This is a genomic window from Stenotrophomonas sp. 2201_Sma, assembly GCF_056486685.1.
On sequence record NZ_CM151329.1, the window covers coordinates 1,498,329 to 1,516,227 of the forward strand.

The window sequence follows — 17,899 nt, forward strand, 5'->3', positions numbered from 1 at the left end:
AGCCCGTACCTCCCAGCCGGGCAAGCCACTGCCGGGCTGGTTCCCGGAACTGGGGGGGGGCGGCGCACCGCCGCGCGGTCGCCCGGGCCGTGGTGGCGACGCCCCGGGACCGGCGCCGGGCCGCAAGCTGCCGCCGGCCGGCAAGGTGATCGAGGATCCCTACGCGTCCCGCGAAGCCGAGAAATACGAACAGCCCATCGCCAGCCGCGAGGCCATTCTGGCCCTGCTGGAGCGCTGCGAAGGGCCGCAGACTGCCGAGGAGCTGGGTGCCCGCCTGGGCCTGACCGCGCCGGACCGGGCCGAAGCGCTGTCGCGCCGGCTGGGTGCGATGGTCCGTGATGGCCAGCTGGTGCAGAACCGCCGTGGAGGTTTCGCGCCGGTGCAGGCGCTGAGCCTGGTCACCGGTGTGGTGATCGCCAATCCGGAAGGATTCGGGTTCCTGCGCCCGGTCGAGGGCGGCGACGACCTGTTCCTGCCGCCCTATGAAATGCGCAAGGTGATGCACGGCGACAAGGTGCTGGCGCGTGTCACCGGCATCGATCATCGCGGCCGCCGCGAAGGCAGCATCGCCCGCGTGCTCGAGCGCGGCATGACCCGTCTGATCGGTCGCTTCAGCATCGAGATGGGCATCAATTACGTGGTGCCTGATGACAAGCGCGTGCAGCGCAACGTGCAGGTGCCGCCTGATCAGACCGGAGGTGCGCGTGATGGCCAGCTGGTGGTCTGCGAGCTGACGCAGGCGCCGGACAGCCGCCGTCCGCCGATCGGCCGCATCATCGCGGTACTGGGTGACAAGCTGACCGCCTCGCTGGTGGTGGAGACCGCCATCCACGGCCACGAGCTGCCGTTCGAGTTTCCGCAGGAGGTGCTGGACGAGGCCGCCGCGGTGCCGCTGGTGGTCGAGCCGGCGATGATCGGCGACCGCGTCGACCTGCGTCGCACGCCGCTGGTGACCATCGATGGCGAGGATGCCAAGGACTTCGACGATGCGGTGTATTGCGAGCCGAACGCGGAGGGATTCCGTCTGGTGGTGGCCATCGCCGATGTCTCCAACTATGTGCGTCCGGGCACGCCGCTGGATGAGGAGGCGCAGAAGCGCGCTACCTCGGTGTACTTCCCGGGCTTCGTCGTACCGATGCTGCCGGAGACCCTGTCCAACGGTATCTGCTCGCTGATGCCCAAGGTCGACCGCATGTGCTTCGTCTGCGACATGCAGATCGACCGCGATGGCCAGGTCGTCCACTCGCGCTTCTACGAAGCGGTGATGAATTCGCACGCACGCCTGACCTACACCCAGGTGTGGCAGGCCGTGGGCGAGGACGATGCCGGCGCGAAGGCCGTCATCGGCGATCTGCTGCCCCAGGTGCAGCGCCTGCACCAGCTGTACAAGGTGCTGGCCAAGGCACGTGCCAAGCGGGGGGCCATCGAGTTCGAGAGCAGCGAAGTGCGCTTCGTGCTGGACAACCGTGGCGAAGTCACCCAGGCCGGCATGCTGGTGCGCAACGACGCGCACAAGCTGATCGAGGAATGCATGATCGCCGCCAACGTGGAGGCGGCGAAGTACCTGCTGTCGCACCATGTGCCGGCGCCGTACCGCGTCCACGAGAAGCCGCCGGAGACCAAGTACGCCGACCTGCTGGAATTCCTCAAGGAGTTCAAGCTGAGTCTGCCGCCGTGGTCGAAGGTGCGCCCCGGTGACTACACCAAGCTGTTGAAGAAGATCCGCGACCGTCCCGATGCCACCCTGCTGGAGTCGGTGCTGCTGCGCAGCCAGAGCCTGGCCGTCTACAGTCCGGACAACCACGGTCACTTCGGGCTCGCGCTGGAGGCGTACGCGCACTTCACTTCGCCGATCCGCCGCTATCCCGATCTGCTGGTGCATCGCGCGATCAAGCATGCGTTGTCGGGCAAGCCGCTGGACAAGTTCACCTACACCGCACGCGAGATGGCAGCGCTGGCGCTGCAGTGCTCCGAACGCGAGCGCCGCGCTGACGAGGCCGAACGCGAGGTCGACGAGCGTTACCGGGCCGCGTGGATGGAGAAGCATGTCGGCGGCCAGTTCGATGGCGTGATCAGTGGCGTGACCAGCTTCGGTCTGTTCGTGGAACTGGACGATTCCAAGGTGCAGGGCCTGGTCCATGTCACCCAGCTGCCGCAGGACTATTACAAGTTCGATGCGACCCGCAAGACACTGACCGGTGAACGTCGTGGCAGCAGCTACCGGCTGGGTGACCGCGTGCGCATCCTCGTACTGAAGGCCAGCATGGAAGAGCGCAAGATCGACTTCCGGCTGGTCGAACACAAGGGCGAGGAAGAAGAGGCAGGACTGTCGCCGCTGCCCGAACGCGGCAACCCGACCAAGCGCAGGAAAGAGAAGTACTGATCCGTAGAGCCCGTTCCGGAGGAAAGCAGCATGCAGGGCCAACCCGAGTACAGCGGCGGCTGCCAGTGCGGTGCCATCCGCTTCCAGGTGCGCGGTGAGCTGTCCGACAGTTCGATCTGCCACTGCCGGATGTGCCAGAAGGCCTTTGGCGCGTATTACGCGCCTTTGGTCTCTGTGCGCGGCGTGCAGTTCAGCTGGACCCGCGGCCAGCCGCGCCATTTCCAGTCCTCCAATGTGGTCCGGCGCGGTTTCTGCGGCGACTGCGGCACGCCGCTGACCTATGAAGCCCCCGACGGCATGGCCGTGGCGGCGGGGGCGTTTGATCAGCCGGAACGGTTGCCGCCGACGATCCAGTACGGTGTCGAGCGCAAGCTGCCCTTCGTCGACGCCCTGGGCAGCCTGCCGGCACGGCGGACGGAGGAGGACGTGGCGGCGCTGGACTTCCTGGCTGCGATCGTTTCCCACCAGCATCCCGACCACGACACGCCACACTGGCCGCCGCGCAGCCGTTCAGCCGAAGGGTGAACGGCGGGGGAGCGCCGGGCCCTGCCCGGCGAGCGCGAAGCGCGGCCGTCGCCGATGCTCTACCATAGCCACCCCCTTTCCGGTCCCGCCCGCATGAGCAAGAACAGCCAGTGGATCGTCGGCGTCAACGCCGTCGCCTCCTCCATCGAGAACGACGCCGAGAACGTCCGCGAAGTGCTGGTCGAGGCCGGTGCGAAGAATCCGCGCCTGACCGAAATCGAAGAGAACGCGCGCCGCAAGGGCATCGATGTCCGCCGGGTCACCGCGCAGGCGCTGGACGGCGTTGGCGGTGCGGTCCGCCACCAGGGCGTGGCCGCGCGCTATGCCGCTGCGCGCACCTACAGCGAGAATGAACTGGAAGGCCTGGTCACTGCCGCTGAAGGCAGGGCGCTGCTGCTGGTGCTGGATGAGGTGCAGGACCCGCACAACCTGGGCGCCTGCCTGCGTTCGGCCGCGGCGGCCGGTGCCACTGCGGTGATCATTCCCAAGGACAAGTCGGCGACGGTGAATGCCACCGTGCGCAAGACCTCGGCCGGCGCCGCCGACCGTATCCCGGTGGTGGCCGTGACCAACCTGTCGCGCTGCCTGAAGGATCTGCAGAAGCAGGGCGTGTGGATCTACGGCCTGGCCGGTGAAGCGACCGCGTCGCTGTACGATCTGGACCTGAAGGGCAACATCGCCCTGGTGCTGGGCGGTGAAGCCGACGGCCTGCGCCGCCTGACCCGCGAGAACTGCGATGGACTGGTCAAGATCCCGATGCCGGGCGAGATCGAGAGCCTGAACGTATCGGTCGCCGCGGGCGTCAGCCTGTTCGAGGCCGTGCGCCAGCGCGGCTGATCGTCCCGTGGCAGCGCCGGGCCATGCCCGGCGGATCCAGTCCGACCACGCTCATGGCAAGCCGCGTTCCACGCCGCCGGGCATGGCCCGGCGCTACCCCGCGCTGCCGCCCAGCGCCTTGAACAGCGTCACGTCGTTGGTCAACTGGCTCTGCCGGACGCGGGCCAGTGACAACTCCGCATCGCGCCGGGTCTGCTGGGCTTCCAGCCAGGTCCGCAGGTCGGTGGCACCGACGCGGTAGCGCACTTCCTGCATGCGTTCCACTTCCACCGCCTCGTCATACGAGGCCTGCGACGCCGCCACCTGGCGCGCCAGCTGCTCGCGTGCCGACAGCGCGTTGTCCACTTCCGACAGGGCGGTGTACAGCGTCTTGCGGAACCCGGTCGCGGCGATCTGGTAGTCGGTACCGGCCACGTCGGTATCCAGCTGTGCGCGCTGCAGGTTGAGGAAGGGCAGGGACAGGCCGGCACCGAGCGTGGCCACCGGATTGCGCAGGACATCGCCCAGCGAGGTCGCGCTGGAACCGAGGCTGCCGGTCAGGCTCAACGCCGGGTAGTACTGGGTGGCGGTGACCTTGATCGTCTTCAGGCTGTTGCGCAGCCGCAGCTCGGCCGCGCGCAGGTCGGGACGGCGAGCGAGCAGGTCCGCCGGCAGGCCTTCAGCGATGGCAGGGCTGCGTGCCTGCTGCAGGTTCTGCGGCTCGTCCTGTAGCGGCCACGGGGTGCCGTCGAGCAGCACGGTCAGCGCATTGCGCACTTCCACGCGCTGCTGTTCCAGCGCACTCTGCGCAGCGCGCTGCGACTGCAGGTTCTGCAGGGCCTGGCGTACTTCCAGGCGCGAAACCGCACCGGCATCGAAACGGGCCTGGACCAGTTCGCGGGTGCGTTCCAGTCGCTCCAGGTTGGCCTGGCCGGTGCTGATCGACTGGTTGAGGTACGCCAACGCCCAGTACTGGCTGATGGCATCGCCGATCACCAGCAGGGCGGTGTTCTGTCGATCTTCCTCGGTGGCTTCAGCCTCCCAGCGTGCGATGTCGCGCTGGGTCCTCAGCCGGCCCCACAGATCGACTTCCCAGGCCAGCGAAACGCCGGTGGAATAGCTGCGGCGCCAGTCGTCGGCCTGGTCGGTGGCACGGCTGCCGCTGCCACTGACGCCCGACGAGGACGGCTGTGGCCAAAGCGCGTTGCTGGCGAGCCCGGCCTGCAGGCGGGAACGCTGCACGGCCAGGCCGGCGGCGGCAAGGTCACTGTTGGCGGCCAGCGCCCGGGCTACCAGCCGGTCCAGACGTTCATCGCCGAAACCGCTCCACCAGACATCCTCTCGGATGTCGCGGGCAGGCGTATCCAGGCTGCTGCGCGGAGCGTCCACCGGTGCGTTGAGTGCGGCATTGCCACGCCCATAAGCAGCAGCCACGTCGGGATCGGCAACCGGATAACGGCCGACCGAGGCACAGCCGGACAGGGCCATCAGTACGGCGCCGGCCAGCAGCAGGCGCGAGGGAGCAGGAAAGGGGAGCATGGGCATCGTCTTCATTCGCGGGCCAGGGCCTCCACCGGGTCGAGCTGCGCGGCATTGCGCGCGGGAAGGAAGCCGAAGCCCACGCCGATCAGGGTGGAACAGGCAAATGCGGCGATGATCGAAGCGGTGGAGAACAGCACCTGGAAGTCGCTGGCGAAACGTCCGATCATCGAGCCCAGCAGCAGCGCCAGGCCGACGCCGAGCAGGCCTCCGAGCAGGCACACCAGCACCGCCTCGATCAGGAACTGCTGGCGGATGTCACTCTGCCGGGCACCCACGGCCATACGCACACCGATCTCGCGGGTCCGCTCGGTGACCGAGACCAGCATGATGTTCATCACGCCGATGCCACCGACCAGCAGTGCGATGGCGGCGATCGCGCCGATCAGCAGGGTCATCGTGCGCGTGGTCTGCTCGATGGTCTCGCGGATTTCGGCGCTGTTGCTGAGGAAGAAATCCTCGGTACCATGGCGCATCGTCAGCAGGCGGGTGATCGCCTCCTGCGCGGCGTCCATCGGTGTGGCGTCATCCACGCGCACGGTGATGCTGGAGACGTGACTCTGGCCCAGCATGCGTGACATCACGGTCGTGTACGGCACCCAGACGCTGAGACTGGTGCTGCCACCAAAACCGAAGCTCTGCCGCTTGGCGACACCGACCACCCGCACCGGCACGTTGCCGAGCAGGATGACCTGGCCGACAGGATCGACGCCGGGGAAGAACTGGGTCTGGGTGTTCTCGTCGATGATCGCGACCTGGGCCAGCCCTCGCACCGCATCGGCATCGAAGAAGCTGCCACTGAGCAGGGTCACGCCCTTCACCCGGAAGAACTGCTCGCCAACGCCGCTGACCTGGGCGGTGGAGGACTGGTTGCGGTAACGCGCGGTGACCGAGGTCGACACGCTGGGCGTGGCGCTGTCCACGTAGCTCTGCCGTGAGAGCGCATCGGCATCGCTGGCCTTGAGCGTCTGCACACGTGCAGAGCGCATGTCGCCAAAACCGCGGCCGGGATACACATCGATGGTGTTGGTTCCCAGCGCGCTGATGTTCTGCAGGATCTGCTGCTGCGAGCCGTTGCCGAGCGCGACCACCGAGACCACCGAAGCAATGCCGATGATGATGCCGAGCATGGTCAGGAACGTGCGCAGGCGATGCGCGTTCATCGCCAGCAAGGCCATGCGGAACGCTTCGGTGAAGCGGTCGCGCGCTGCGCGCCAGCTGTTGCCGTGGGCAACACCGGTGCTGGCCTCGCGTCGCGCGCGATAGGACGGCGCATCAGGATTGGCGCGGTCGGCGATGATCTCGCCATCGCGGATCTCGATGATGCGCTGGGCATGCTCGGCCACGCTCATGTCGTGGGTGACGATGATGATGGTATGTCCCTCGGCATGCAGCTCGCCCAGGATTGCCATCACCTCTTCGCCGGATTTCGTATCCAGGGCGCCGGTGGGTTCATCGGCCAGGATCACCTCCCCGCCGTTCATCAATGCACGCGCGATCGACACACGCTGCTGCTGGCCACCGGACAGCTGGCCCGGCTTGTGATGCATGCGGTCGCCCAGGCCGAGCCGTTGCAGCAGCTGCTCGGCCCGCGCGTTGCGTACCGGGCCGGGGCTGCCCGCGTATACCGCCGGCACTTCCACGTTGCCGCGTGCATCCAGGTCACCGAGCAGGTGGTAGCGCTGGAAGATGAAGCCGAAATGCCCGCGCCGCAGTTCGGCCAGCTCGTCCGGCTGCATCCGGCCGGTTTCGCGGCCGGCCACCTGGTAGCTGCCCCGGGTCGGGCGATCCAGGCAGCCGAGGATGTTCATCAGGGTGGACTTGCCCGAACCGGACTGGCCGACGATGGCGACCATTTCGCCGGCGTGGATGTCCAGGTTGACGTCGCGCAGCACGGCAATGACGTCGTCGCCGGCCGGGAACTCGCGTCGCAGGTCACGCAGGCGCAGCAACGGCGCCGTCGTGCTCATCGGCGCGGGCCCATGCCCGGGCCGCCGACGCGCATCTGCATGCCTCCCCGGTTGCCGCCGCCCGCAGACGCTGCTGCGGCGCTGGCCTCGCCGACCACCACGCGTTCGCCCTCCTGCAGGCCTGAGAGGATTTCAGCCGATGCACCGTTGTTGATGCCGACCTTGACCTTGCGCGGTTGTGGCTGGCCCCGATCATCCACCACCCGTACCACGCGCTCGCCGTCGCGGGTCTTCGGCCCCAGTGCCACCGCCGGTACCATCAGCACGCCCTTGGCCTGCTTGAGCAGGACCGACACCTGCGCGGTCATGTCGATGCGCAGGGTGCCGTCCGGGTTCTCCACGTCGAACAGGGCGTTGTAGTACACCGCGCTGCTGGAGCTGGAACTGGAAGAGCTGCTGGAGCTGGACGAGCTTTCATTGGCGATCGATGCCGGTGCCGGATTGATCTGCCGCAGCGTGGCGTGATACTTCCGGTCCGGGTCGCCCAGCGTGGTGAAGTACACCGGCATGCCGGCCTTGATCTTCACAACGTCCGCCTCGGACACCTCGGCATTGACCGTCACCACGTCCAGGCGCGCCAGCATGACGATGGTCGGCGCGGTCTGGTTGGCGTTCACCGTGCGGCCTTCCTCGGCCACCACGGCGACCACGGTGCCGTCCATCGGCGCGGTGATCCGGGTGTAGGCCAGGTTGGCCCGGGCGGTACCCAGCTCGGTTTCGCGACCCTTGATCTGTGCCTCGTAGGACTGCAGCTGGGCGCGCGCGGTTTTCAGCTGTGCTTCGGCGGCATCGTACTCCTGGCGGGAGGTGGCCTCGGCGGCCAGCATCTGCTGCTGGCGTGCGAATTCCAGCTCGGCCTGGCGCAGTGTCGCCTGCTGCACCGCCCGCTGCGCGATCACCTGGTCCAGCGAGGCCTGTGCGTTGAGCACCTGGTTCTGCTGGGTGGTGGCGTCGATCTCGGCGATCAGGTCGCCTTCCTTCACCGTATCGCCCAGCTGCACCTTCAGCGATTTGATCTGGCCGGAGGCCTGCGCACCCACGCTGACCAGCTTGTAGGCGTCGATCACGCCGGTCGCCTCGACGGTCTGTTCGATGTCGCCACGGCCTACGGGGGTGGTGGCCAGGGCCGGAGCGGCCGGCTTGCGCAGCAGCCACCAGGTGGCCACGGCAGCGATCAGGACGAGCAGGGCGGCCAGCATCAGGCGGCCCCGGCGGGTTGCGGGCAACAGGCGGCGGATCACGTGGTGGCTTCACTCTCGGTGCCGCGATGGCGGCGATGGTGGGCATTGTGAAGACCGGGCGATCAACCGCTCAATCCTCAGGGTGTGTCTGTGTGTAACACTGTCGGCGAAAGCGCGTATCGACAGGTATCCGGCCCGCGGGTGGATACAGTGGTACGCATTGGCCAGGATGCGGTTCAGCTCCCGACACGGGATGATCCGCGACATGGAGACTGAAAACCCGATGCATCGACTGCTGATCGTCGACGACGACAACGACATCCGCACCCTGCTGGCCGAGCAGCTCGGCCGCGCCGGCTACCAGGTCAGCACGGCGGCCGACGGCACCAGCATGCGCCAGCTGCTGGAGCGCGAACACGTGGACCTGATCGTGCTCGACCTCAACCTGCCGCGCGAGGATGGCCTGACCCTGTGCCGTGACCTGCGGGCACGCTCGAACACGCCGGTGATCATGCTGACCGCCCGCGCGGAACCGATCGATCGCGTGCTGGGCCTGGAAATGGGCGCCGATGACTATCTGGCCAAGCCATTCGAGCCGCGCGAGCTGCTGGCGCGCATCCGCAACGTGCTGCGCCGTACCGAAGCCCTGCCGGCCAATCTGGAGCCACTGGCGGTGCGCCGTGCACGATTCTCGCGCTGGGTGTTCGATCTGGAGCACCGCCACCTGGTCGATCCGGACGGGCGCGTGGTGGTGCTGTCCGGCGCGGAGTTCCGCCTGCTGCGGGTGTTCATCGCACATGCCAACAAGGTCCTGTCGCGCGAGCAGCTGGTCGCGCTCAGCAGCGGCCGTAACTATGAGGCGCAGGATCGCGCGATCGACCTGCAGGTCAGCCGCCTGCGCAACAAGCTGGGTGACGATGGCGGTCCCGATGGGCTGATCAAGACCGTGCGCAACGAAGGCTATGTCCTCGCCTCGGCCGTCAACCTGGAATAAGCCGCGATGAATCGCCTGCGCCACTTTCTGTCCTCGATGGTCGGGCGGCTGTTCGTGATCCTGCTGCTGGGCATGTCGGTGGCGGCGATCGGCGCGACCATGCTGGCCACCTCCAAGCGGCAGCAGGAGTTCGAGCGGCAGAACCTCAACCGCATCGCCGATCGCCTGCAGGGCTACGTCAATCTGCTCGACGGCAATCCCGAGCTGCGCGAGCGCCTGCTGGAAGTGGGCGGGCCGAGCGTGCGCGCGCTGCAGTCCGGTGCGCGCGTGGGACGTGCTGATGCTGCGCTGATGGAAGTGCTGGAGGACCGCCCGGGCCCGGTCGCGCGGGCGCAGGTGCACTTCACTTCGTTCCGCTCCTGCATTCCCAGGCTGCAGGAACTGCTGCCACCGCCGCCGCCCGGCTACCGCAAGCATCCTCGCGAGCGCGATCCGGCGTTCATCCCGCCCAAATGCCGCGCGGTGGACGTCACCCTCAACGACGGTACGTTGCTGAAGCTGGCACTGGATTCCCCGGCGGTGGCCCACAACGGCATCCTGGCCGTGGACCCGCTGTTCCTGACCCTGCTCGTGCTGGCCATCGCGGTACTGGCCTACATCGTGGCCCGCATGGCCAGCGCACCGCTGCAGGAGCTGGCCGCCGCCGCCGAGGATCTTGGCGACGACCTGCAGCGCGATCCGCTGCCGCTGCGCGGTCCGCGTGAAGTACAGCGCGCCGCCGAAGCCTTCAATGCCATGCAGCACCGCCTGCAGCGACACCTGGCCGAGCGTACGCAGATGCTGGCGGCGATCACCCACGATCTGCAGACACCGCTGACCCGCCTGCGCCTGCGGCTGGAGAACGTGACCGATGAGGCGCTGCGCGAGCGCCTGATCGGCGATCTGGCTGCGATGCAGGCACTGGTCCGCGAAGGCCTGGAACTGGCCCGAAGTGCCGAGAGCGCCGAGCAGCGCGCTGCACTGGACCTGGATTCGCTGCTGGAGAGCATCGTCGAGGACACCGCAGAAGGTGGTGCCGATGTCGTCTTCGAGGGCAGGAGCGATGCGGTGCTGATGCTGCGGCCACTGGCGATGCACCGCCTGTTCTCGAACCTGGTGGACAACGCGGTGATGTACGGCCAGCGCGTGCGGGTGCGCATCGAGCGGGGCGGCGGCAGCATCACCGTGGTGGTGGCCGATGATGGCCCCGGCCTGGCCGACGACCAGCTGGAAGCCGTGTTCGACCCGTTCGTGCGGGTGGAGACCTCGCGTTCGCGCGAAACCGGCGGGGCCGGGCTGGGCCTGACCATCGCGCGCGCGCTGGCCGAGAAGGACGGCGCGCGGCTGTGGCTGCGCAACCGTGCCGAGGGCGGACTGGAAGCCGTGGTGCAATGGCCGGCCAGTGCACAGGTGGTGGCGCCGGGTCGGGCAGGCTGAGCAGACGCGGTGGGGGCTGCGTTCCGGCAGGCCCCACGCAAAACTGACGCGATAGCCCTGCCTGCAGCACGATAGGGCGAATGCGTCACCCACGGTAATTGCCTGCGCTGCAAGGCGTTTTACAGGCAGTCGAGGCAATTGCGTCAGCGTTGAATTGCCTGCGCTGCGTGCGGCCGGTCACCTGAAGCCATCGAAGTTCCTTGCGGATGGCAGATGGCACGGATGTGGATCGTGGTGGGCGACGCCACCACGGGCGGCGGGCGGGTGCTGACCGGATCGTCGAATACGGATATCGAAGGCAAGGCCGTCGCCTGCGTGGGCGACAAGGCAACGTGCCCGAAGCATGGCGGCGCGTTCGAGATCGTCACCGGTGACCCGACGCTGATCCTCGACGGCAAGCCGATCGCGCGCGAAGGCGATTCGCTGGCCTGTGGCTGCAGGTTGCTCGGAGGTGCTCAGTCGCTGGTGTATGTGGTTGACGGCGGAGGCGGAGGCGGTGGCGGTGGCGGTGGCGGTGCGTCGGTCTCCGCGGCGCCTGCCGCGCCGGCAGCAGTGGACCTGTGGAACGCCACGCCGCCGCCCAGCGGTTTCGTTGCCCGCGATGCGGTCGCTACGCGCGAGGTCGTGCTGCATTGCCACTACGGCGACCTGGACTGCACGCCCGCGCGCGGTGTCAGTTACCGGGCGACCCTGTCCGATGGCCGCGTGCTCAGCGGCCATCTCGATGACGAAGGTCGTGCACGCCTGCCGCAGGTAAGCGTGGGGCCGGTGCAGGTGATCTACCAGCACGAGGCCGACAGCACCGACTCGGCTGAGATCGAGGCCTGCCGCGAACGCCTTCGCGCGGCCCTGCAGCGCATCGTGCAGCAGACCCGGCAGGATTTTGCTGCGGACTGGCGGCAATGGAACAGTGCCAGCGCTGCGCATCAGGCCTTCCTGATGGAACTGAATCGCATCGAAGGCCAGGCAAGAGGCACATGGGACTGGGCCAGCGGCAGCGTGGAAGCGGTGTGGCAGCTGGCGGTGCTGCGCTTCAAGGCCGATGCGGAACTGCGCGAACTGAGCGGACTGCTGCTGACGGGCGACTGGGACGGGCTGGATGCACGCATCGCGGGGCATCGTGCAGCAGGCGAGCAGGTGCTGGACAAGGCCAGTGCGATCAAGGAGCAGCTGATCCTGCTGTTCGACGACGGCCCGACCTGGCAGCTGTTGGCGGCGTTCCCCGCGGACTGGGCGAAGGCGGTGCCGCCAGACGAGCTGCAGGAGCTGACCCAGCGCTACGGCAGCCAGTTTGCGCTCGATGTCGTGATCAGCGTGCTGCTGGGCGCGTTCAGCGCAGGCACGGCCGGAACCGCCTATGGCGGCGCAACCTGGGCGGCCCGGATCGGGCGGTTGGGGCAGCGTCTGGCAGCGCTGCTGGACGAGCTGGGCGAGGCGTTCACCGCATTGGCGCGGGCATTGCGCTTGCGCAAGCGTCGGCACACGGAAAGCCGGGCGCCGGACGCCGATGGGGTGGTGGAAACCCGGCTGCCGCGCACGCGCGCCGCAGGTGCCGCGTTCGGTGAGGCGAGGGCGCATCAAGCGATGCTGGACAAGGGCCTGACGCCAGTGGGAAAGACCGATGGCGTGTATCGTCCGGGAGAGAATGGCATCGATGGGGTCTACAGCCACCCGGATCCGCCGCCCGACTATGTGATCACCGAAGCGAAGTACAACACGGGCCGGTTGGGTGGACCGTACAGGGACGGTACGCGGCAGATGGACAGCGAATGGATAAACGAGCGTCTTGATTCCAAGGTGGGGGTCGTAGAGGCAAGAAGGATGAGGGATGCGATGAATCAGGGGCGGGTTGAGTCGATTCTGATCAGGGTGGCCGAAGATGGCACGACGCAGTCCTACAAGCTTGGCGTGGACGGAAGGGTGATTGGCCCTTCATCATTTTGAACTGGACCGATGATGCGCGATAGCAGGAAATCCAAGGCATATTTCTCTGGAATCATCGAGTTCCGGCTGGATGAGGTTGCAGAGGTCGTTGATCGTATTGATTCACACAGGTACACCGACGTCGGACGCGCCAATGCATCGAGTTCCGTGTTTTCCCTGCTCCTTCAGATAATGGTGATGCGCTACTCGCGTGGCGACGATCTGGTTGAAGTACTGGGGGGGCTGGAAGAATTGCTGCTTGCAAGGCGGCGCGTTGATCTGTGCGCCGATGCCTTGGGCGCACAGGATCAGATGATTCGTGCAGTGTGGGAGGATCTTCGGCCGGACAGGTACACAAAGTACCTCTGGTGGTTGGCATTCTCGGTTGCCGCGGGTATGGAGGGCTCTTATGTGCGAAGTGCACTTGGCTTGATGAAGCACGCCGGGGAAGACGAGCTTTTCGACAGAGTTGCGATTGCATTGGGAGACACAGGCCGACCCGCTGCCAATCACGTGCTGTATCGCCAGTACCTTCCGCTAGCAAAGGCCGTCGCATCGATCCAGGACCGACCGGGGCTCGTAAAGAAGTTCCTGGATGGCTGGTATGCGGGCAGCCGCAACCTCTATTGGCACGGGAATCACCGTGACGACGACAGCGGCTACATGGGCTACTGGGCCTTTGAGGCCGCGCTGGTCGTGATGCTGTTCGATATCGACGATTCGAGCTTCCGCGACCACGAGTACTACCCGGCCGATCTGGTGGCCTATTACAGGCGTCGTGCTGGCGCAGGAATCTGATGTTCAGGCGGCTCAAGCACGAGATGGTCCGGTGTGGTCAGCAGGCGCCGTCGGCAAGGTGCATCGGGGCACGCCGGCTGAGCGCGGCATTCCCCGGGGTGTAGCAGAACATGGAGCGGTAGGGGCTGTCAGAATCGACTGATGCCAGTTTCAGAATCAAGTGAGGGTTTGATTCAATAATGAAAATGCGCGATTCGCGCAAGACCAGAAGCTACTTTGACCGCTGGATCGAGCATGCGGGAGCCTCCATTCATCGAAAGGAATCGAGAATCGTGGGGGATGAATTGCCGCGCAAAGGGCGTGTTCTTGCTGCCTCAAGGCTTTTCGATTCAGTGTTGGGGGTGGTGGTAATGCGATACTCCCGCGGTGATGACATCGAATCAATCAAGGGTGAGGTGAGGTCGCTCCTTGCAGTGCGCGAGAAGATGAGTGAACTCTGCGATCTGCTGGAAACAGGTGAGAGAAGCTACCGCTTCCAGTTCGAGGACATCCGGCAAGATCACTTCGTGCAATGGTTGTGGTGGCTGGCCTTCGCGCTCTCGCTGGACATGGGACGAGAGTACATTGAACGAAGTTTGACGCTGCTGCAGAACGCCGGAAAAGACGAACTCTTCGACGCGATCGCAGTTGCAATGGGGGATGCGGGCCGACCCGTTTCGACTCAGGTGCTGTATCGCCAGTACAGCCCGCTCATGGAAGCAATCGCCTCACCCTCGGACCGGCCCGGGCTCGTAAAGAAGTTCCTGGACGGCTGGTATGCAGGCAGCCGCAACGTGTACTGGCACGGGAATCACCGTGACGACGACAGCGGCTACATGGGCTACTGGGCCTTTGAGGCCGCGCTGGTTGTGATGCTGTTCGACATCGACGATGCGAGCTTCCGCGACCACGAGTACTATCCGGCGGATCTGGTGGCTTATTACAGGCGTCGTGCTGGCGACAGGACGTAGCTGTCCCTCCGCAGAGGCGCCAGGCGAGGGGTCTTCTGGTCCTGCCTGTGGTCACCGCCTGGGCTCGGGAAGGTGTACTGGACCACGCCCTTCCGCCAGAAATCCGTACCGCCTGCACGGCTGGATCAGAACGCCCGCCGTTGCTGCCCGGGGAGGGGGGCACGGCTGGGCAGGCGCGGCGGGCTGGCGTTTGCCCTATCATTCGCGCATCTCCCCAGACGCCCCCCGATGAGCCAGCCTGTTCCCGTCGGCACGCCGCCCCGCGCTGCCAGGGCATATCCACCTGCCGCCCTGCTTGGCCGCAGTACCCGGCCGCCACTGCTGCGGTGATGAGCGGGCAGGGGGACGACGGGCGCTGGGTGGAGCGTCACGCGTGGGACTGGAGGGCGGTGCTGCGACACAGCCTTCTGTGGCTGCTGCTGGCTGCTGCATTGCCGTTGCAGGCACAGAGCGGTGCACCGCCGCTGCGCGACTACGCCATCGATGTGTGGACCTCGCGCAACGGCCTGCCGCACAACTCGCTGCGCGACATCGCGCAGACGCCGGAAGGCCATCTCTGGTTTGCCACCTGGGAAGGCCTGGTGCGCTACAACGGCCTGGATTTCACCGTGTACGACCGCAGCACGCGGCCCGGGCTGCGCGACAACGGCATCGGCGCGTTGTTCGTCGACCGTCAGGGCGGGCTGTGGATCAGCGACTCGCGCGGCAATGTCAGCCGACGTGGCAGTGATGGCCAGTGGCGTGTGTGGGAGCACCAGCCGGATACCCCGCAGGTACTGATCCAGTCGATGCAGATGGACAGCCAGGGGCGCCTGTGGCTGCTCTACGAAGGCAAGGGCCTGGGCTATCTCGCGCCGGACAAAGGCCTTGTCTATCAGGCGCCGGCTGCCGATCTGCCGATGGCGATGAGCTTCACCAAACTGGTGGTGGATGCGCAGGATCGGGTCTGGGTCGGCACGCTCGATGGCCTGGTACTGCGTGACAACGATGGCGTGCTGAAGCGCGCGCCCGCCGCCTGGGGGCTGGGCGCGGGCAGTGGCCTGTCCTGGCCGTACCGGGCGCCGGACGGTGCGCTGTGGATCGTGGCGGGCGAGCGCCTGTACCGGCTCGAGGATGACCGGCTGGTGCTGGTGCACCGGCTGCCGGGCCAGCTGCACCTGACCTCGATGCTGCAGGACCGCCACGGTGATCTCTGGCTGGGCACCGAGAACCAGGGGCTGCTGCGGATTTCCTCGCATGGACTGGAGCGGCTGCCTGCGGGCCTGAGCCTGCCGGGCGGGCGCGTGGTGAGCCTGCGCGAGGATGACGAGGGCAGCATCTGGGTGGGGGCCAACGGCGGCCTCTACCGCCTGCGCGAGACCCTGTTCAGCAGCTACACCGAGCGCGATGGGCTCAGCGGCGATTACGTGCGCACCGTGCTGGAAGATCGTGACCGCCAGCTGTGGGTGGGCAGTGCCAGTGGCCTGGATCGACAGAATGCCGATGGCCGTTTCCAGGTCATGCCGCTGCACAACCGCGGTGGCAAGGCGCCGTCGGTGCTGAGCCTGGCGCAGGGGCCGGACGGCGATCTCTGGGTGGGAACCTTCGGTGACGGCGTCTACCGCCTGTCCCGGGACGGCCGCCTGCGCCACAACTACGCCGCCGACGATGGCATGCCGGGTGGCAACATCCGCGCGATCAGCGTGGATTCGAGCGGGGCGGTCTGGGCCGGAACGCAGAAGGGAGTGGTGCGCATCGACGGCGACCGGGTGCAGGTGTCGCCGGTGGCGGGCATGCCGACCGGGCTGATCACAGCGCTGGAACACGATCACCAGGGCAACCTGTGGATCGGCACGATCGAGGGCATCCGCGTGCTGCGCGGCAACCGTGTGCAGGCGATCGATCTGGCGCCGCTGGGGGGCGGACGCAGTGTGTTCGGCTTCCACCAGCTGGGTGACGCGATGTGGATCAGCAGTGATCGTGGCCTGTACCGCTGGCAGGGCGGGCGGCTGGCCCGCGTCGGCCTGGAGCAGGGCATGCCGGTCGACGCGGTGTTCCAGCTGGTGCCCGACCGGCTGGGCAACGTATGGATCAGCAGCAACCGTGGCGTGCTGCGCACCGACATGGCGACCCTCAATGCCGTGGCCGACGGCCGCGCGCCGCGGGTGAGCGTGGAGCGCTACAACGAGATCGACGGCATGGCCAATGCACAGGCCAACGGCAGCTCCGGCCCCTCGGCGATCCTGCGCCAGGATGGCACCTTCTGGGTGGTCACCGCGGGGGGCCTGAGTACGGTCGATCCGCAGCGCCTGCAGCGCTTCCGCGAACGGCGGGCACCGCCAGCGGCGATCGAGAACGTGCAGGTGGACGGCGCGCCGGTGCACTGGGAGGGCGCCGAACGCAATCTGATTCCCGGTGGTCGTCGCCTCGCGGTGAGCTATGTCGGCCTGAGCTACCTGATGTCGGACCGGATCCGCTACCGCACGCGCCTGGATGGGCTGGACAGCGGCTGGGTCGAGCGCGGTCCACAGCGCAGCGTGGAGTTCGTTGGCCTGCCACCGGGCGACTACACGCTGCACGTGGCCGCCGCGCACCCGAGTGGCGCCTGGGGCCAGCAGGAAGCGGTATGGAGCTTCAGCGTGGAGCCGTTCTGGTGGCAACGGCGCAGCGTGCAGGCGCTGGGCGGCATCCTGCTGCTGGCCGGGCTGGTGGCGCTGTACCGCTTCCTGCTGCAGCAGCTGAAGGCCAGCAACCTGCGTCTGGCTCGCCGCGTGGACGAGGCCACCTTCGACCTGCAGGCCCAGACCGTCCATCTGCAGGCGGTGAACCAGGAGAAGACCGAGCTGGCCGAACGCCTCGCACGGCAGGCCGAAGCGTTCGAGCGCCAGGCGCGGGAGGATGCGCTGACCGGATTGGCCAACCGCCGCGGCTTTGATGAAACCCTGGCGCGTGACTTCGCACGATCGCAGCGCAGCGGCCACCCGCTATGCCTGGTGGTGCTGGATATCGATCACTTCAAGGCTGTCAACGATCGCTACAGCCACAGTACCGGTGATGCGGTACTGGTCGAGGTGGCGCGGGTGATCGCCACGGCCTGTCGTGACTCGGACCTGCCTGCGCGCACGGGCGGCGAAGAATTCGCGCTGCTGCTCAACGACACCCGGCTGGAGGAAGCCGCGCAGCTGTGCGCGCGGTTGCGGGGGCTGTTCCATGACCACCCGGACTGGGCGGGCGTGGACGGGCTGAGGGTGACCTTCAGTGCGGGACTGGTCGAACTGGAGGCCGAAGACCGCACCCCGGCCCTGCTGTACCAGCGCGCCGACCGCGCGCTCTACCGTGCCAAGAGCGACGGGCGGGATCGCACGAGCATCGGTTGACGCGCCGGCGGTGCCGGCCCACGGTCGGCACCCACGCCTGCGCGGCGA

Annotated in this window: 11 protein-coding genes and 1 pseudogene; 9 read left to right on the plus strand and 3 right to left on the minus strand. The window is 67.1% G+C overall.

The window, feature by feature from the left end; all coding sequences use genetic code 11:
* Positions 1-154: 154 nt before the first annotated feature.
* From rnr to rlmB, 3 genes and pseudogenes are all read left to right on the plus strand, one after another.
* A pseudogene (gene rnr / locus ACZLIF_RS07025) lies at positions 155-2,383 on the plus strand (ribonuclease R); the annotation flags it as partial.
* A gap of 30 nt (positions 2,384-2,413) precedes the next feature.
* Positions 2,414-2,908, plus strand: a complete 495-nt coding sequence (locus tag ACZLIF_RS07030; RefSeq protein ID WP_128987820.1) for a GFA family protein — start codon at positions 2,414-2,416, stop codon at positions 2,906-2,908.
* A gap of 93 nt (positions 2,909-3,001) precedes the next feature.
* Entirely contained in the window at positions 3,002-3,745 is a 744-nt protein-coding gene (rlmB, locus tag ACZLIF_RS07035; protein ID WP_053518184.1) for a 23S rRNA (guanosine(2251)-2'-O)-methyltransferase RlmB, read from the plus strand.
* 93 nt (positions 3,746-3,838) lie between these two features.
* On the opposite strand, the gene ACZLIF_RS07040 is transcribed toward rlmB, so the two are convergent.
* From ACZLIF_RS07040 to ACZLIF_RS07050, 3 genes are read right to left on the minus strand one after another with little or no spacing between them, the layout of a single operon-like run.
* Positions 3,839-5,278 (minus strand): efflux transporter outer membrane subunit, encoded by a 1,440-nt coding sequence (locus tag ACZLIF_RS07040; protein ID WP_128987821.1) that lies wholly within the window; start codon positions 5,276-5,278, stop codon positions 3,839-3,841.
* A complete protein-coding gene (locus ACZLIF_RS07045) occupies positions 5,275-7,233 on the minus strand; it encodes a MacB family efflux pump subunit (RefSeq protein WP_111185759.1) in 1,959 nt (652 codons plus the stop codon). Before ACZLIF_RS07045 ends, ACZLIF_RS07040 begins: the two co-directional genes overlap by 4 nt.
* On the minus strand, positions 7,230-8,474 hold the full coding sequence (locus ACZLIF_RS07050) for an efflux RND transporter periplasmic adaptor subunit (RefSeq protein WP_128987822.1): 1,245 nt from the start codon (positions 8,472-8,474) through the stop codon (positions 7,230-7,232). The genes ACZLIF_RS07045 and ACZLIF_RS07050 overlap by 4 nt, the downstream gene beginning before the upstream one ends.
* Positions 8,475-8,679: 205 nt before the next feature.
* Between ACZLIF_RS07050 and ACZLIF_RS07055 the strand changes: the two genes are divergently transcribed.
* From ACZLIF_RS07055 to ACZLIF_RS07080, 6 genes are all read left to right on the plus strand, one after another.
* Positions 8,680-9,408, plus strand: coding sequence for a response regulator (locus ACZLIF_RS07055; protein ID WP_053518224.1), 729 nt, complete (start codon positions 8,680-8,682; stop codon positions 9,406-9,408).
* 6 nt (positions 9,409-9,414) lie between these two features.
* Positions 9,415-10,824, plus strand: a complete 1,410-nt coding sequence (locus ACZLIF_RS07060; RefSeq protein ID WP_053518188.1) for an ATP-binding protein — start codon at positions 9,415-9,417, stop codon at positions 10,822-10,824.
* Positions 10,825-11,037: 213 nt separating this feature from the next.
* Positions 11,038-12,768 carry a PAAR domain-containing protein gene (locus ACZLIF_RS07065; protein WP_206733957.1) on the plus strand — a complete coding sequence of 577 codons (1,731 nt, stop codon included), beginning with the start codon at positions 11,038-11,040 and terminating at the stop codon, positions 12,766-12,768.
* Positions 12,769-12,777: 9 nt separating this feature from the next.
* Positions 12,778-13,545, plus strand: coding sequence for a PoNe immunity protein domain-containing protein (locus ACZLIF_RS07070; protein ID WP_128987823.1), 768 nt, complete (start codon positions 12,778-12,780; stop codon positions 13,543-13,545).
* Between the two features lie 179 nt (positions 13,546-13,724).
* Positions 13,725-14,495 carry a PoNe immunity protein domain-containing protein gene (locus ACZLIF_RS07075; RefSeq protein ID WP_128987824.1) on the plus strand — a complete coding sequence of 257 codons (771 nt, stop codon included), beginning with the start codon at positions 13,725-13,727 and terminating at the stop codon, positions 14,493-14,495.
* Positions 14,496-14,824: 329 nt separating this feature from the next.
* Entirely contained in the window at positions 14,825-17,851 is a 3,027-nt protein-coding gene (locus ACZLIF_RS07080; RefSeq protein WP_128987825.1) for a ligand-binding sensor domain-containing diguanylate cyclase, read from the plus strand.
* Positions 17,852-17,899: the final 48 nt, after the last annotated feature.

Coding starts and splice junctions, on each gene's coding strand:
- ACZLIF_RS07030 (WP_128987820.1), top strand. CDS start 2,414: ATGCAGGGCCAACCCGAGTACAGCGGCGGCTGCCAGTGCGGTGCCATC.
- rlmB (WP_053518184.1), top strand. CDS start 3,002: ATGAGCAAGAACAGCCAGTGGATCGTCGGCGTCAACGCCGTCGCCTCC.
- ACZLIF_RS07040 (WP_128987821.1), bottom strand. CDS start 5,278: ATGAAGACGATGCCCATGCTCCCCTTTCCTGCTCCCTCGCGCCTGCTG.
- ACZLIF_RS07045 (WP_111185759.1), bottom strand. CDS start 7,233: ATGAGCACGACGGCGCCGTTGCTGCGCCTGCGTGACCTGCGACGCGAG.
- ACZLIF_RS07055 (WP_053518224.1), top strand. CDS start 8,680: ATGGAGACTGAAAACCCGATGCATCGACTGCTGATCGTCGACGACGAC.
- ACZLIF_RS07060 (WP_053518188.1), top strand. CDS start 9,415: ATGAATCGCCTGCGCCACTTTCTGTCCTCGATGGTCGGGCGGCTGTTC.
- ACZLIF_RS07065 (WP_206733957.1), top strand. CDS start 11,038: ATGGCACGGATGTGGATCGTGGTGGGCGACGCCACCACGGGCGGCGGG.
- ACZLIF_RS07070 (WP_128987823.1), top strand. CDS start 12,778: ATGATGCGCGATAGCAGGAAATCCAAGGCATATTTCTCTGGAATCATC.
- ACZLIF_RS07075 (WP_128987824.1), top strand. CDS start 13,725: ATGAAAATGCGCGATTCGCGCAAGACCAGAAGCTACTTTGACCGCTGG.
- ACZLIF_RS07080 (WP_128987825.1), top strand. CDS start 14,825: ATGAGCGGGCAGGGGGACGACGGGCGCTGGGTGGAGCGTCACGCGTGG.